The organism is uncultured Thiothrix sp. (assembly GCF_937873765.1).
Lineage (GTDB): Bacteria > Pseudomonadota > Gammaproteobacteria > Thiotrichales > Thiotrichaceae > Thiolinea.
This window is the reverse complement of the sequence record NZ_CALMZC010000014.1, coordinates 72,046-85,459: the sequence shown is the minus strand read 5'-3', so window position 1 is coordinate 85,459 and position 13,414 is coordinate 72,046. Positions and strand designations below refer to the sequence as shown.

Here is a 13,414-nt window from a genome sequence, read left to right as displayed (position 1 = left end):
GGTAAAACTATGTCATTACCCCAACGCGAATCGTATCTTTACCACTCCCGTTATTGTGAGGAAAATATCTGGCATTTGTGTCAATGCCCTGAACTTGCTCGAAGCTGGGTCATTGTGATTGCGGCACAGGCCGGCTGCTTTCCAATGCTCTGCCAACGTGCGGCTAATTCAGCACAAGAGCCTTTACTCTGGGATTATCATGTGGTGTTGCTATGGCAAAACGCTGAACGCAATTATCTGATCGATTTCGATACGTGCTTAGCCTTTTGTACACCACTTGAAGACTATATGCAGCAATCGTTTTTAGCAGAGGATTTGCTTGATCCTGAATATGTACCGCTATTTCGCGTCCTCAGCGCACAGGATTATGTGAAGCATCTAAAATCAGATCGTAGGCATATGCAAACACCCCAAGGTTGGTTAGCACATCCTCCACCTTGGCCCCGCATTAGTGAAAACGAAAGCAACTTGCATCAATTCACGCATATACTAGATCACACTTATGGCAACGTGCTAGACATGACTACTTTATTAAAAACCTTTAAAAACTCTTAGCAAAATGACTTTAGAACTCGATCATATTTTCATAGCAGTAGCGCCTAATGCTCCAGAAGCTGAGCTATTCAGAGACTTCGGTTTAATAGAAGGCACACCCAATCAACATTTGGGACAAGGTACTGCGAATCGACGCTTTTTCTTTGAAAATGCTTTTGTTGAATTACTGTATTTAACGGATGCAGCAGAAGCACAAAGTGAAGTAATGCGGGAGACACATTTATACGAGCGCTTAACGCAAGATACCCCGTCGATTTCACCGTTTGGTGTGTGTTTTCGCTATCAGCAAGGCGTTGAAAAGCAAACTCCTTTTCCGTGTTGGGATTATCGTCCAACCTATTTGCCGTCACATTTGAGTATCACGATGGCGCTTGATAATCCCCTGACTGAGCCTTTATGGTTTGTACTGCCGTTTGGGATAGCACCTGCATTAGCGGCAACTGATAAACTGCAGCCACTGCAACATGAAAAAGGTTTTCGGCAATTAACTAAAGTACAAATTACCCAACCCTCTGCACTTTTATCCATAGCAGCAACACAAGCAAATACTCTTGACAGCTTTCATATCAAAAAAGGCAAGGAGCAATTGGTAGAATTAAGCTTTGATCATGAGCAAGCTGGCTTAGATTATGATTTTCGCCCACACCTGCCCTTAGTGATGCACTGGTAATCTTATAAATTTACAAAGCTTATGACTAACAAACCTAAAATTACTGACAATGAATCAACTAAAGAGTTACTCGATACGGTTAAGTTTTTAGATGAAGCCAAATCTATCTGTGAAGCAATCCCATTTTCAGAAAAAATCTTTCCTAAATTTGAAAATGTGCTTTCTTCATTCGCTCAACTCAAAGATCAAACTTCAATACTTTTATTACCTGATAAGTTTAACGAATTATTTTCCACTCACGGCTGGATTGCATATGAAAGCATGAGTGCCGAGGTCATTAAGAATGCCATTCATTTACATGAAACTAGTGGATTAGACGTTGCTGATGCATACCTAGCTGAAACTTATGATGAAGCGATTCTCAATTGGGGAATAATGCGTTTTACCAGCTATTTTGAATTTCGTAGAAGAATGCGGTTAGCAGAGTTAGCTAAGATTGATTACTTAGAAGGTCGCTATCATGCATGTGTTCCCCTTTTATTGAGCTTACTTGATGGCATAGTTAATGATGTATCTAAACATGTTGGATTTTTTGCTGGCAATACAAACTTAACTGCATGGGATTGTATAGCTGGACATGAAACAGGACTTCAAAATTTAGCAGGGCTTTTGAACAAAGGTAGAAATAAAACGAGTGAAGATTCAATTACAATCCCCTATCGAAATGGCATATTACATGGTCGTGATCTAGCATTTGATAATAAGATAGTTGCTGCCAAATGTTGGGCGGCTTTATTTGCTATTAGAGACTGGGCAAGTGCTCTTCAAGATGGTAAAAAAGAAGCATCGCATAAAAAAGAACTTAGTTGGCAAGAATTTTTTTCAAAAATTAACGAAACAAATCAGATTAATAAGGCATTAGAAAACTGGAAAGCACGCTCTGTTAGTGATATGCCCTACTTACCTTTCAATGGGAATATAAGCGAATTGCCATCTAATACTCCAGAGGCAATAGTTGGTCGGTTTATAAATAATTGGCAAGCTAAACGCTTCGGTCTCTTATCCGAAGATTTGTTAAACTACACAAATCCTTCACAAGGCATTAAAGCAGGTAGAGCTAAACAAGACTTTAGTAAATACACACCAACATCATATGTAATACTAGATGTTAATGATGAAACATCTGCCATTTCTAATGTTTTAGTAGAATTTAGCTTTGAAATAGAGAGCAAAATTATTAATAGAAATTTGCTTATTAGAATGTGTTATGTAGATACAGAAAACAATCTTTTACCTAGAAATTTCGAAAATGGGCGTTGGCAAATTATTCAAAACTCGTTTTCCGAGGTTATTTATAACGATAACTTCTCACAAGAATGATACACCTAATTAATAGCCTGAACGTACTCTCTCCCGATAAAACAAATTCCAAGTATCAAACGGATAAATCTTGCCATTTGGCTCGACAAAGTGCGTACAGGAACGTTTGATTGAGCCTAGATCAAAATCGTATTTATCCATAAACGACATGATCACAATGCGAAAGACATTATCGTAAGTAAGGCCGCCATTGCTTTGAATCTTAGGCAAACAACAGAGTAAGGTTTCTAATTTTTCAGTGGTTTGCTCGCTACAAGCATCAAGCGAAAATAGCTTAAAGAAAGTTTCTTTTAAGCCAGCACTCTTCTCAAAAGTGATCGTATTATCAACGCCTTTGAGTAACTCCTCACGCGGCAATAAACCCGTGACCGGAATAATTTTTTCATCCATACGAATGCCATACCCAATAGAAATATTTTCAGGATGACAAGGCAAGGGAATCATATCCGTATCGCCAAATGGATTATCTGCTTCAATAATACGGGTGCGAATTTCACTTAAGGTCATTCGATTCGCTAGCTTGCCGTCTTCATTGCGTCCAGCATCTTGTACCGGCTGAAAAGTAATGCCGCGTACACATTTCCATTGCTGGGCGAATTGAATCAGGTCACCGATTTCGTCGTCATTCACGCCTTTGCGCACTACACAAACTAATGTCGTGGAAATATTATACTGTTCTAATTTCTCCAAAGCTTGACGGCGAATATTACGCATATCTTGCCCGCGAATATTCTGTAAGGCTGCGGCTTTTAAAGAGTCGAATTGCAAATACACTTCAAAACCAGGTTTTAAGCTGGCTAACTCTTCAACTAAATGTGGATCACGTGCAAGACGAATCCCATTAGTATTGAGCATTAAATGCCGAATCGGGCTAGCTTTAAGACGACGCAAAATCGGCATGAGTTGCGGATGTAAAGTGGGTTCGCCACCAGAAACTTGCACTAAGTCCGGTTGTTGCTCACTAGCCAATAAGGTTTGTAGCATGGTTTCGATCTGTTCCATACTACGCGGATTGCCTAAACCCGGGGCAGAATTGGCAAAACACACCGGACAGCGCATATTACATTCATCAATAATTTCAAACAGAGCTAAGCAAGAATGCTGCTCGTGATCAGGACACAAACCACAATCATGTGGGCATCCCTTATTGATCGCGGTTTGAAACTGGCTCGGCATATCGCCCGGCTTGAGATATTCTTTGCAACGCTTGAAATATTCGATATCGGTAGAGACTAAGGTTTTTTGCACCCCATGCTCAGCACAGCGCTTTTGATAATAAACCTTCTCATTTTGAAAAAGAATTTTGGTCGGCACCACCGCCAGACATTCTTCGCAGAGTGATTGGGTGTGACCATAAAAAATGTAAGGGCGAACTTTATTACTCAAAGCAATCAGTCTCTAAGCGGTGAAAAGCAGAAGGACACAGCCACTAAAGGATAGAAAATACAGTAAACCTGTACCACCTAGTAGCATCAGTAATACTTTAGACATGGGCTTAGCTAATTCTAAAAACCATTTCAGCGCCAAGCCATGAATCACCAGTTGAACCAATAGTGGTAAGAGAATAATGCTAAATCCGCCACTACCCACGGCCATTATCAGCAGAACAATTGCTGGTATCAGTAATAACACCCACAATATCCAAAATGCCACTTGATCACTCATGGAGCGCACATAGCTGGTGGGTACTTGTGTAGGATCAACCATGATTTTTCCTTAGGGTGATGAGCATGAGTACAGCGTAGCCGACTAAGCCCAAACATAACAACTGGAAAAGATTAACCGTGCCGAAAACCGCTGAATAAGGCTTGAGGTTTTCCCACCAAAACCGTTGCCCTGCATAGAACAAGACGAAAATATAAAAACCTTGTGCCTGCCAAAAATGAGGATGCTTAGGATAACTGACGAGCAGGATGAGTAAGCCAACGAGGATCATCAACGTTTCATAAAGTTGTACCGGATGACGCTTGAGACCATCCCCAAAATCCACACCCCAAGGCAGAGTCGTTTCAATCCCATAGGTGAAATCCTCCAAACCTGCCAGAAAGCAACCGATACGCCCCACCGCAATCAAAACCATCAAGCCGGGCACAAAATAAAGCCCAGTCGACTGGCGAATCCCTGCAAAATATTTAAAAACCTCAGCACTGACAATTGCCCCAAATACCCCACCAAGCATGCTTTTTGCCACGCCTGTTTGCCCAGACCAATGCAAGTTCAAAGTACCAAATAAGATACTGCCAGCGATTAAACCGAAGAGCAGTGCGAGCAAATAATAATGATGTTGAGACTCTTGTGTGACACCCGCCGGACGCTGTAAACCGTATTTGCGCCGAAACCAAACGCTCATCAACACGCCACTGAGAAGCGCGAGTAGATCAAAAAGCAGGTGGATAAACATACCACTTAACCAGCAAAACGTAGGCCAAAGCTCATACTCTCCAACATGAAGCAGCCACCAAAAGCAACGAAGGGTATTGCAATCGCTGCCACAGCAATCCATAACAACAATTTCGGCAACGGCATAGCCTTACGCACGAAATGCAAGCCAGTGTTGAACAGCAAAAAACCTTCTACTAAAACCACTAGGCCATTCCAAATCGCCATGACTTTAGCATCAGTAGCAGTCGCTAGCGTAAAGAATCCAAACAGCAACAAGACCGCTAAACCGACAATCCACAAGAACCAGAACAAAATGCTTAAACCGATAGGATAGATATTTTCAGACATAAATATGGCTCGCGCTATTGATTTTGGACTAAACAAGCTGGCTTATAACAGCAGTATAACACTTGATTAGAATGAAATGGTTTCTCCACCAAATCCCCGCCACAATTCCAAATCCCCTGCACACCCCTTGCAAAGCTAGCGCTCAAACTTCTGTTCATCGTACTACTGAGCCAGCGCTATGCACGTCAAACTCATTCTTCCCTCGCTTCAAGAAGCGGGTTCACCGGATTGGCGACCGATTAAATATTCACTGTTTCCACCTTTGGGCTTAGCCACTTTAGCCGCCTACTTAGACCCTAGCGATCAGATTGAGCTAGTCGATCAGCATGTGGAAACCTTACACACCGATGATTGCCCTGATTTAGTGATCATTCAGGTCTATATCACCAGCGCTAAACGTGCTTATCAAATTGCTGATCATTATCGTGCTAAAGGCTGTTATGTCTGTTTAGGTGGTTTGCATGTCACCTCTTTACCCGATGAAGCCACTTTACATGCCGATTCGATTTTTCTAGGGCCAGGGGAGGATACCTTCCCACAATTTCTACTTGATTTTCATAAGCGAACCCCTCAAAAGCGTTATCAATCGACCTTACGCACGCTGGCAACTTTGCCGCCAATTCGACGTGATCTAATTAAACGCCAGCACTACTTAGTACCTAATTCCATCGTAGTGAGTCGCGGCTGCCCCTATCACTGTAGTTTTTGTTATAAGGATGCGTTTTTTGAGCACGGACGCTCGTTTTATACCCAAAAAGTTGATGCTGCTCTGGCGGAAATTGAGCGCTTACCCGGTAAACATTTGTATTTTCTGGATGATCATTTGCTCGGTGATCCGCGCTTTGCGAGCCAATTATTTAGTGGGATGCGCGGTATGGGGCGGCTATTTCAAGGTGCTTCTACCGTGAATGCCATCTTGAAAGGTAACTTGATTGAGCAAGCCGCAGACGCTGGGTTGCGGAGTATTTTCATTGGTTTTGAATCGCTAGCGGCAGATAGTTTGAGCTTTTCTAATAAAGCCCAAAACTTGGGGCGCGATTATGCAGCAGCGATTCAACGCCTCGATAGCTTGGGTATTAAAATCAATGGCAGCTTTGTCTTTGGACTAGATGGTGACGCCCCAGATGTATTTGAGCGCACCGTGGATTGGGCAGTAGCACAAGGTTTAACGACCGCGACCTTTCATATCGCGACCCCCTATCCGGGTACGGAATATTATCAGCAGATGCAGGCACAAGGGCGGCTCATTACTCAGGATTGGGACTTATACAACACTCGCCATGTCGTGTTTGAACCTAGAAGCATGAGCCGCACCCAACTGAAAGAAGGTTATGATTGGGCTTATCAAGCGTTTTATAGTTGGGCGAATATTGCTAAAGCCAGTCAAAATCATGCTGCTTTCAATCAACGCTTACGTCATTTTGCCTATAGCGCAGGCTGGAAAAAAGCCGAGCCTGTGTGGAATTTCATGATTCAACACCAGCTACTCAGCCCGATGCTTCAAGTCCTAGAAACTGTGTTAGACGGGCGCACACCTCAACCCAAACCAAGGAATCGAGATGTTCTGGAAAAAGTGCTTTGATGGCTTAGCTGTCGTGGTCGGTTTAATCCTGATAGGCTGGGTCTTAGGGCTGATTGCTTTAAGCATTTGGATTTTGGATGGTCGCCCGATTTTATTCCGCCAGCAGCGTTTAGGTTTACACAAGCAGCCGTTTTCTATCTATAAGTTCCGTACTATGCAGAATGAAGTGGTGACTAAAAGCGGTCAGTTTTTGCGTCAAACGGGCTTGGATGAATTAGCACAGATTTTAAATATTCTACAAGGCGATATGAGTGTGGTAGGCCCACGGCCTTTGACTCAAGCGGATGTGCTGCGCCTTGGCTGGGATGATGTCTATCACGCGAAACGTTGGGCGATTAAACCCGGCATTACCGGCTTAGCACAATTATATGGTGGGCGTAGTGCGAAGGTGTCATGGCATATGGATCAGGTGTATCAAGCGCAAATGTCGTGGTGGCTAGATACGCGCGTGGTGCTGTGGTCATTGGCAGTGAATGTGTTGGGAAAACGGCGGGTGCGAGGGTGGTTGATGCACAGACCGACAACCGGAATCAACTGAATATTGCATAGCTCACCTCAGCTTCACTATAGTAATGATGCTCATCTGCCAAGGTAACCCTTATGTACTTCACCACCCCCGTCCATTACATCGAGCCTCTGTTCCGCCCACCCAGCGAAGCGGATTCTTTGATTCTGCAAGTCACCAATGGTTGTAGTTGGAATCAATGTTCGTTTTGCGAGATGTATACCCAGCCGCAGAAAAAGTTTAAGCCGCGCCCTGAAACGGAAGTCTTAGCTGAAATTCAGCGCTGTGGTGAGAGCTTGCAAGGCGTACGGCGCATTTTCTTAGCCGATGGTGATGCGATGGTTTTATCTTTCCGTCGCCTTGAAGCGATTTTGCAAGCAATTCGTACTTATTTACCCAGTGTGAGCCGCGTTTCTTCCTATTGCCTACCACAGAATATTGCTAATAAAACGCCAGAGCAATTACAAACCTTACGCGAATTAGGTTTAAGCTTGGTTTATATTGGTGCGGAAAGTGGCGATGATACAGTGCTGCAAAAAGTACAAAAAAGCGAAACCTTTGCCAGCACGCGGGATGCCATTTTAAAGCTTAAGGCTGCGAGAATTAAAACTTCAGTGATGATTATTAATGGCTTAGGCGGCAAGCAGTATAGTGAACAGCATGCGCTAGCTTCGGCCGAATTAATTAACGCCACCCAGCCAGAATACCTCGCGACTTTGGCTTTATTCTTCCGTTATGGCGAGCGGCGTTTTACCGAGATTTTCGGTGAAGACTATACGCCCTGCTCTACTTTGGATTTATTCACTGAAATGCAGACGTTTATTCAGCATTTAGAATTAAAACAAACGATTTTCCGTAGTGATCATATTTCTAATAATTTGGTGCTGAAAGGTGCTTTAGGTAAGGACAAAGCGAAACTACTTGCCCAAATCCAGCAAGCCGTCGCATATGCACACAGCCAAGGGCCGAATTGGCATTTGCCAGTTTATGGGGGCTAAACCGGCAAATGATTGCTTAATGCGCGCTCGACTTAGCCCAGAGATTAATCCCACCATCCTGAGCAATTTGATCGATTCGCGCTAATTGCTCAGTGCTAAACGCTAAATTATTCAAAGCAGCGACATTCTCTTCAATCTGCTGCACACTGCTTGCTCCAATCAAGACCGAGGTCATACGCGAATCGCGCAAAGCCCAAGCCAAGGCCATTTGCGCTAAAGATTGCCCACGCTCAGCCGCCACTTGATTCAGATCAGCGACCATTTTTAAGTTCTGCTCACTTAAAAACTCGCCTAAGAATGAACCACCTTTGCTAGCGCGTGACCCTTCTGGTACGCCTTGTAAGTATTTATCGCTGAGCAAGCCCTGCGCTAAGGGCGAGAATGCAATACAGCCCATGCCTTCTTGTTGCAAAGTATCAAGTAGTGCCTCTTCAATCCAACGATTGAGCATCGAATAAGACGGTTGATGAATCAGGCAAGGCGTACCCATTTGCCGCAAAATAGCGACGGCTTCCTGCGTTTTAGCCGGTGAATAGGAAGAAATTCCCACATACAAAGCCTTACCTTGACGCACTGCAGTATCCAACGCACCCATCGTTTCCTCTAAAGGAGTATCAGGGTCAAAACGATGCGAATAAAAAATATCCACATAATCCAAGCCCATGCGCTTGAGACTTTGATCAAGACTGGCCAGCAAATATTTACGCGAACCCCACTCGCCATAAGGCCCCGGCCACATATCATAACCCGCTTTAGTGGAAATAATCAGCTCATCACGATAAGGGCGAAAATCTTGTTGCAGCAATTTGCCAAACGCGGACTCTGCCGAGCCGGGGGGTGGGCCATAATTATTCGCCAAATCGAAATGAGTAATCCCTAAATCAAAGGAACGCCGCAACATAGCACGGCCTAACTCTAGCGAACTCGTGCCGCCAAAATTATGCCATAGTCCAATCGAAATCAGCGGTAGACGCAAGCCACTACGCCCTGAGCGGCGATAAGGCATGGAGTCGTAACGCTTAGCCTCAGCTTGATACACCATAGAATGCACTCCTAACGGTCGAATAGAGTCGGTTTTGCCTGATTATGGCGCGATTCCACCCTAGTTGCTATTAAGCTGTCTCTAGGGTGGCAAAAGCCTAATGATTGAGTGCTTATTTCACAGTGATCTTCAATTTGAAATTGCCTTTCCACTCATCCGCTTTCATACATTCGTGCACGCTAATGCTGTAATCCCCTGCTAACGTGGGATTGACCGTTTTCTTATTATTGCAGGATAAATCCATATCGCTCGCATCTTCCCCATTGGGCGCAGTGATGCCTAGGGTGACGCGCTGATTACCCGGATTTAGCTGCTCGACCTGCAGAGTTTGACCTTTACGCACCTCTAGCAAATAAGTTTCCTGATCCTTGTAGTTACTCAGTTTACCGTTCACTACTGCACTCATTGCACCGGGCGCAAACTTAACGCGAATACTAGCCTCCGCTGTTGCAGGTTTAGGAGCTTGATCCGAAGCGCAAATCTTAGTGGTTTTATTCACCCAACACGCACCCTCCCGCTTTAGCTCACCTAAAGGCGCTTGCGCATGCGTACTTTGTGGAGAAGCATTCCAAGATGCTTCAGCCTTATTCTTTTCAAAGGTATTCAAATAGACAAAATATTGCTTGCCATACAAACGGAAAGAACCATCTGCATCGACATCATATTTACAGGTTCCTGTCAGATAAGTTTTACCTTTGACCTCCAATAAGCATTTAACCGGACGTGTTTCCACGCCATCGCCAAATTCTTCAGCGCTGATGACTGGGCTATACGACAGAGAAATGACTGTAGAGAATAAAGCAGCCACTGCAGCCGGTGTTGCTGAGAAGAGAACCTTCATAGATAAAACCCTCGCTAGATTGAAGTGATTAAACTACCTGACTAGTTAGGGCTAAACAAGGAGAAAGCACAAGAAAACCCTGCTATTTAATCAGCAAGGCGCTAAGGCTAAATATGCGCAAGAAGGGCGTAATACCCTTCTTGTTTGATGAGACAAGTTAGAGGTTGAAGCCGTCAGAAGGAATACCTAAGTCAGCGCAAATATCGCGCACCATTTGCTTTTCCTTCAGATCGAAGGAGCCGTCTGAATTACCAATCGCGATACAGACACGCACCATCAAACGCGCCGCCTCGGGTTTAGCACGCAACTTACCAATGACTTTTAAAGCTTCTGCCTTACCAATTTCAAAATCAAAGTCGAAATTGCTATTAATCTTATTAAAGTAGTCGATGACTTCTTTAGTATCAAACACCTTGAGTTCATCCGATTGTTGGATGAACTTCATCATTTTTTGCTTTTCTTCTGAATTGATATTGCCATCAGCAACCGAGACTAAAGCGCAGCCCGCTACACAGGCTTCCATGAATTCACGATTACGATATTTACCGACTTCAGCCGTCAGTTGACCACGAGCTTCTTGTACTTTTTGTTTAAAGCTATCAAATAAGGACATGAGACAGTTTCCTGATTATTAAGACTAATCAGCCTTTGATACCATAAAACAGCTAGGAGTACGAATAACCGTGACAGTCAGCATGGCAAAACTCCAAAGCTTGAAATCTAGACCACCCGTACATCTATTGAATAAATTTATCATTAGTTTTCCCAACCTTTTTCCAACTGGTATATGCTCTAATCTACATCTGCATATCTAGAGGAGAGTCAATGATGCACAAAAGTCTATCGCGCCAAATTTTTTTAGCGAGTTTGATTACTACCTGCACATTACCTGTGTACGCTAAAGGCACTGGCTACTTATTTATCAGCAGCGAAAAAGATAACAATATCACTGTTTTAGATGGCAAAACCTACGAAGTCATCAAGCGCATTGGTACTGAGGCGCGTCCGCGTCATTTGCAATTCAATGCTGATAAAACCCAGATTTATGCAGCAGCCGGTGATGGTAATGCGATTGATGTGATTGATGTGGCAAAGCTCGAATTAGTGGATCGGATTGGTGAAATTGATGATCCCGAACTCTTCGATCTAAGTGCTGATGGCAAGATCATGTATATCTCACTGGAAGATGATGGTGCTTTGGGTATTCTCAATTTGGATGAGTATTTCGCTAAACGTGAAGGCAAACCCGATTTAAAAGTGGCTGAAGCGGCTCCTGAGGGAGCAAGCTCAGAAGCAGAGGACGATGCTGCCGATGATGAAGCCGGGGGGGAAGAAGAAGGTGAAAAACTTCCCGGCATGACCACCGTCGAAGTTGGCGAAGAACCAGAAGGTATTCTGGTAAGCCCTGATGGCAAAACTGCCTATGTCACCTCCGAAGTTGCTAACACTGTACATGTGGTTGATACCGCCAGCAAAGAAATCAAAGCCAACATTGTAGTCGGTAATCGCCCACGCCGCTTTGCTTTAACGCCCGATCAAAAAGAACTCTGGGTTTCTAATGAACTCAGTAGTTCAGTCTCTATCATTGATCTTGCCACTAATAAACTCACTGAAACCATTAACTTCCTCCCGCCCAAATTTCGCACTGAAGACGTGACTCCGGTTGGCATTACCCTCAATAAAGATGGAAAAACAGCAGTAGTTGCTTTAGGTCGTGCTAATCATGTCGCTTTTGTCGATGTGGCGAGCCGCAAAGTCACAGATTATGTCTTAGTCGGTAAACGTGCGTGGAATACCACCTTGAACAAAGATGATAGCCTGCTCTTTGTGATTAACGGCTTGAGCGATGATATGTCAGTGATTGATGTTCCAAGCCGTAAAGTTTTGAAGTCCGTACCGATTGCGCGTGTCCCTCATACGGTGTTAGTTGATGATTAGCCACGTAATCAAGCTACTGTTAGTCATGTGTATTGCTTGGGCAATGCCTAGCTATGCTGATGATTTCACGATTGGCTACTTACAATTGGAAAAAGACGCACGTTATAGCAAAAAGCAAAGCTTTGCGCGCTATTTGCTGGGTTCACTGGGGCGACCCTATGCCGGTGCTGAAGTTGCCTTAAAAGAAAGTAAATTTCACGCCTCGGGGATTGGCGCGACTTTTAAGTTGGAGCAGGTTAAGGGTAAAGATCATGCTGCTCTCTTGACTAGCTTAAAAGAGATGCACGCCAAGGGTGTACAATTCTTCCTGTTGGATTTACCCGCTGATGCCGTACATGAAATCGCTACCGCAACTAAAGGCCAAAACCTGATTTTGTTCAATGTATCAGCACGTGAAGACCGCTTGCGCCAAGAGCAATGCCAAGCACACCTGCTACACATTACTCCGAACTACGCCATGCTCACCGATGCTCTTGCGCAATATTTAGTGTTTCGCAAATGGAAAGAAATCTTAGTATTAAGTGGGCAAGGTGCAGACGATCTGGAATTGAATCAAGCCTTTAAACGCTCTGCTAAGCGTTATGGCTTAGATATTGATGAAGATCGCCCCTTTGCTTTAGGTAATGATCCGCGCCAACGTGACCAGAATAATATTAGCTTGCTGACGGCTGATGCAGATTATGATGTGATTTTTATTGCTGATACCCAAGGCGAATTTGCACGTGGTGTACCTTATGCCAGCATTAAACCGCAATTGGTGGTTGGCGCTGAAGGCTTAGCTCCCGTAGCTTGGCATTGGGCTTGGGAACGACATGGTGCTCCTCAATTAGAAAATCGCTTTGAGGATAAGGCTAGTCGCCCTATGCGCGATGCCGATTGGGCAGCGTGGATGGCTGTTAAGGCCATTGCTGAAGCGGTACAGCGTACCCAAAGCCGTGATTTTACGGTTTTGAGCAAACATCTACACAGTGAAGACCTAGTGTTAGATGGTTTCAAAGGCAATCGCCTTAACTTCCGCCCTTGGGATAATCAATTACGTCAACCCTTATTATTGGCGACCCATAATTGGGTCGTTGAGCGTGCTCCCCTAGAGGGTTTTCTGCATCAAACAAATAATTTAGATGCACTTGGCTTCGATAAACCTGAGAGCAAATGTAAATTCTAGGTTGGCAAAAAGTTGGTAGCCGCCTTAAAAAATTAGGCTATCAATAAACTAGACGAGTTTAGAGGAGA

15 protein-coding genes are annotated in these 13,414 nt (G+C 44.1%); 8 read left to right on the top strand and 7 right to left on the bottom strand.

Annotated features, from left to right (window positions below):
* Positions 1–9: 9 nt before the first annotated feature.
* From Q0307_RS03615 to Q0307_RS03605, 3 genes are read left to right on the top strand one after another with little or no spacing between them, the layout of a single operon-like run.
* Positions 10–555, top strand: coding sequence for a hypothetical protein (locus Q0307_RS03615; protein ID WP_298656699.1), 546 nt, complete (start codon positions 10–12; stop codon positions 553–555).
* A 4-nt stretch (positions 556–559) separates the two neighbouring features.
* Positions 560–1,225 carry a hypothetical protein gene (locus Q0307_RS03610; RefSeq protein ID WP_298656696.1) on the top strand — a complete coding sequence of 222 codons (666 nt, stop codon included), beginning with the start codon at positions 560–562 and terminating at the stop codon, positions 1,223–1,225.
* Between the two features lie 21 nt (positions 1,226–1,246).
* Positions 1,247–2,545 (top strand): hypothetical protein, encoded by a 1,299-nt coding sequence (locus Q0307_RS03605; RefSeq protein WP_298656694.1) that lies wholly within the window; start codon positions 1,247–1,249, stop codon positions 2,543–2,545.
* Positions 2,546–2,554: 9 nt separating this feature from the next.
* Here Q0307_RS03605 and Q0307_RS03600 read toward each other — a convergent pair whose 3' ends face one another.
* The 4 genes from Q0307_RS03600 to Q0307_RS03585 are packed head-to-tail and all read right to left on the bottom strand — an operon-like array spanning position 2,555 to position 5,275.
* Entirely contained in the window at positions 2,555–3,931 is a 1,377-nt protein-coding gene (locus tag Q0307_RS03600) for a radical SAM protein (RefSeq protein WP_298656692.1), read from the bottom strand.
* 12 nt (positions 3,932–3,943) lie between these two features.
* Complete coding sequence (locus Q0307_RS03595; RefSeq protein WP_298656689.1) at positions 3,944–4,252, bottom strand: hypothetical protein; 309 nt, start codon at positions 4,250–4,252, stop codon at positions 3,944–3,946.
* Positions 4,245–4,946 carry a prolipoprotein diacylglyceryl transferase family protein gene (locus Q0307_RS03590; RefSeq protein ID WP_298656687.1) on the bottom strand — a complete coding sequence of 234 codons (702 nt, stop codon included), beginning with the start codon at positions 4,944–4,946 and terminating at the stop codon, positions 4,245–4,247. Before Q0307_RS03590 ends, Q0307_RS03595 begins: the two co-directional genes overlap by 8 nt.
* Positions 4,947–4,951: 5 nt before the next feature.
* Positions 4,952–5,275 (bottom strand): hypothetical protein, encoded by a 324-nt coding sequence (locus tag Q0307_RS03585; RefSeq protein ID WP_298656684.1) that lies wholly within the window; start codon positions 5,273–5,275, stop codon positions 4,952–4,954.
* Positions 5,276–5,453: 178 nt separating this feature from the next.
* Here Q0307_RS03585 and Q0307_RS03580 point away from each other — a divergent pair, with 178 nt between their 5' ends.
* The 3 genes from Q0307_RS03580 (at position 5,454) to Q0307_RS03570 (ending at position 8,360) form a co-directional block, all read left to right on the top strand.
* Complete coding sequence (locus Q0307_RS03580) at positions 5,454–6,857, top strand: radical SAM protein (protein ID WP_298656681.1); 1,404 nt, start codon at positions 5,454–5,456, stop codon at positions 6,855–6,857.
* Positions 6,835–7,395, top strand: coding sequence for a sugar transferase (locus Q0307_RS03575; RefSeq protein WP_298656678.1), 561 nt, complete (start codon positions 6,835–6,837; stop codon positions 7,393–7,395). Before Q0307_RS03580 ends, Q0307_RS03575 begins: the two co-directional genes overlap by 23 nt.
* Before the next feature lie 62 nt (positions 7,396–7,457).
* Entirely contained in the window at positions 7,458–8,360 is a 903-nt protein-coding gene (locus Q0307_RS03570; RefSeq protein WP_298656675.1) for a radical SAM protein, read from the top strand.
* 16 nt (positions 8,361–8,376) lie between these two features.
* Here the strand turns inward: Q0307_RS03570 and mgrA are convergent, their stop codons facing one another.
* From mgrA to Q0307_RS03555, 3 genes are all read right to left on the bottom strand, one after another.
* The gene (gene mgrA, locus Q0307_RS03565; RefSeq protein ID WP_298656672.1) at positions 8,377–9,402 is read right to left on the bottom strand and encodes an L-glyceraldehyde 3-phosphate reductase; all 1,026 of its coding nucleotides are present in this window, start codon (positions 9,400–9,402) and stop codon (positions 8,377–8,379) included.
* Between the two features lie 112 nt (positions 9,403–9,514).
* Positions 9,515–10,243 carry a hypothetical protein gene (locus tag Q0307_RS03560; RefSeq protein WP_298656669.1) on the bottom strand — a complete coding sequence of 243 codons (729 nt, stop codon included), beginning with the start codon at positions 10,241–10,243 and terminating at the stop codon, positions 9,515–9,517.
* Between the two features lie 157 nt (positions 10,244–10,400).
* Positions 10,401–10,856, bottom strand: a complete 456-nt coding sequence (locus Q0307_RS03555) for a tellurite resistance TerB family protein (RefSeq protein WP_298656666.1) — start codon at positions 10,854–10,856, stop codon at positions 10,401–10,403.
* A gap of 212 nt (positions 10,857–11,068) precedes the next feature.
* On the opposite strand from Q0307_RS03555, the gene Q0307_RS03550 reads away from it, so the two are divergent.
* Together Q0307_RS03550 and Q0307_RS03545 are read left to right on the top strand one after the other, a co-directional pair.
* Positions 11,069–12,181 carry a beta-propeller fold lactonase family protein gene (locus Q0307_RS03550; RefSeq protein ID WP_298656663.1) on the top strand — a complete coding sequence of 371 codons (1,113 nt, stop codon included), beginning with the start codon at positions 11,069–11,071 and terminating at the stop codon, positions 12,179–12,181.
* Positions 12,174–13,346 carry an ABC transporter substrate-binding protein gene (locus Q0307_RS03545; RefSeq protein ID WP_298656660.1) on the top strand — a complete coding sequence of 391 codons (1,173 nt, stop codon included), beginning with the start codon at positions 12,174–12,176 and terminating at the stop codon, positions 13,344–13,346. The genes Q0307_RS03550 and Q0307_RS03545 overlap by 8 nt, the downstream gene beginning before the upstream one ends.
* Positions 13,347–13,414 lie beyond the last annotated feature (68 nt).

What these genes read in the sequence shown, in the direction of transcription:
- Q0307_RS03615 (WP_298656699.1), top strand. Translation starts at nt 10, where the DNA reads ATGTCATTACCCCAACGCGAATCGTATCTTTACCACTCCCGTTATTGT.
- Q0307_RS03610 (WP_298656696.1), top strand. Translation starts at nt 560, where the DNA reads ATGACTTTAGAACTCGATCATATTTTCATAGCAGTAGCGCCTAATGCT.
- Q0307_RS03605 (WP_298656694.1), top strand. Translation starts at nt 1,247, where the DNA reads ATGACTAACAAACCTAAAATTACTGACAATGAATCAACTAAAGAGTTA.
- Q0307_RS03595 (WP_298656689.1), bottom strand. Translation starts at nt 4,252, where the DNA reads ATGGTTGATCCTACACAAGTACCCACCAGCTATGTGCGCTCCATGAGT.
- Q0307_RS03590 (WP_298656687.1), bottom strand. Translation starts at nt 4,946, where the DNA reads ATGTTTATCCACCTGCTTTTTGATCTACTCGCGCTTCTCAGTGGCGTG.
- Q0307_RS03585 (WP_298656684.1), bottom strand. Translation starts at nt 5,275, where the DNA reads ATGTCTGAAAATATCTATCCTATCGGTTTAAGCATTTTGTTCTGGTTC.
- Q0307_RS03580 (WP_298656681.1), top strand. Translation starts at nt 5,454, where the DNA reads ATGCACGTCAAACTCATTCTTCCCTCGCTTCAAGAAGCGGGTTCACCG.
- Q0307_RS03575 (WP_298656678.1), top strand. Translation starts at nt 6,835, where the DNA reads ATGTTCTGGAAAAAGTGCTTTGATGGCTTAGCTGTCGTGGTCGGTTTA.
- Q0307_RS03570 (WP_298656675.1), top strand. Translation starts at nt 7,458, where the DNA reads ATGTACTTCACCACCCCCGTCCATTACATCGAGCCTCTGTTCCGCCCA.
- mgrA (WP_298656672.1), bottom strand. Translation starts at nt 9,402, where the DNA reads ATGGTGTATCAAGCTGAGGCTAAGCGTTACGACTCCATGCCTTATCGC.
- Q0307_RS03560 (WP_298656669.1), bottom strand. Translation starts at nt 10,243, where the DNA reads ATGAAGGTTCTCTTCTCAGCAACACCGGCTGCAGTGGCTGCTTTATTC.
- Q0307_RS03555 (WP_298656666.1), bottom strand. Translation starts at nt 10,856, where the DNA reads ATGTCCTTATTTGATAGCTTTAAACAAAAAGTACAAGAAGCTCGTGGT.
- Q0307_RS03550 (WP_298656663.1), top strand. Translation starts at nt 11,069, where the DNA reads ATGATGCACAAAAGTCTATCGCGCCAAATTTTTTTAGCGAGTTTGATT.
- Q0307_RS03545 (WP_298656660.1), top strand. Translation starts at nt 12,174, where the DNA reads ATGATTAGCCACGTAATCAAGCTACTGTTAGTCATGTGTATTGCTTGG.